Annotated in this window: 1 protein-coding gene; it reads left to right on the top strand. The window is 66.9% G+C overall.

From position 1 onward, the window contains the following. Positions 1-53 precede the first annotated feature (53 nt). Positions 54-568: SDR family NAD(P)-dependent oxidoreductase (locus OO62_RS38735; RefSeq protein ID WP_346009373.1), on the top strand; the 515-nt coding region annotated here is incomplete at its 3' end.

The raw sequence follows: 568 nt of genomic DNA, 5'->3' as shown, positions 1-568 counted from the left end.
CGGTGGTGGCGTGTGGGGAGCCGCAGGTTGCGGTGCGTGGGGGAGTGTTGTGGGTGCCTCGTGTTGTTCGGGCGCGGGTGCCGGTGGTGGGTGCGCAGGGTGGTGTGTGGGGCGAGGGTGCGGTGCTGGTGACGGGTGCCAGTGGTGTGCTGGCGGGTGTGGTGGTGCGGCACTTGGTGAGTGCCTGTGGGGTGCGTCGTGTGGTGTTGGTGTCGCGTCGTGCTGCTGAGCAACTAGCCGCTGAGGTACGTGAGTTGGGTGCCGATGCGGCGTTGGTGGCGTGTGATGTGGCGGATCGTGGTGTGTTGGCGGGGGTGTTTGCTGCGCATCGGATTTCGGCTGTGGTGCATGCGGCGGGTGTGTTGGATGACGGTGTGGTGGGGTCGTTGTCGCCGGAGCGGGTGGGGGGTGTGCTGCGGCCGAAGGTGGACGGGGCGGTGGTGTTGGATGAGGTGTCGCGGGGTGTGGATCTGAAGGCGTTTGTGCTGTTTTCTTCTGCGGCGGGGACGTTGGGTGGTCCGGGGCAGGGGAGTTATGCGGCGGCGAATGCGTTTTTGGACGCGTTGGC

The sequence above is a fragment of the Streptomyces lydicus genome, assembly GCF_000717345.1.
GTDB lineage: Bacteria > Actinomycetota > Actinomycetes > Streptomycetales > Streptomycetaceae > Streptomyces > Streptomyces lydicus.
The sequence above is the reverse complement of the archived record's forward strand: the minus strand, read 5'-3'. Positions and strand labels throughout refer to the sequence as shown.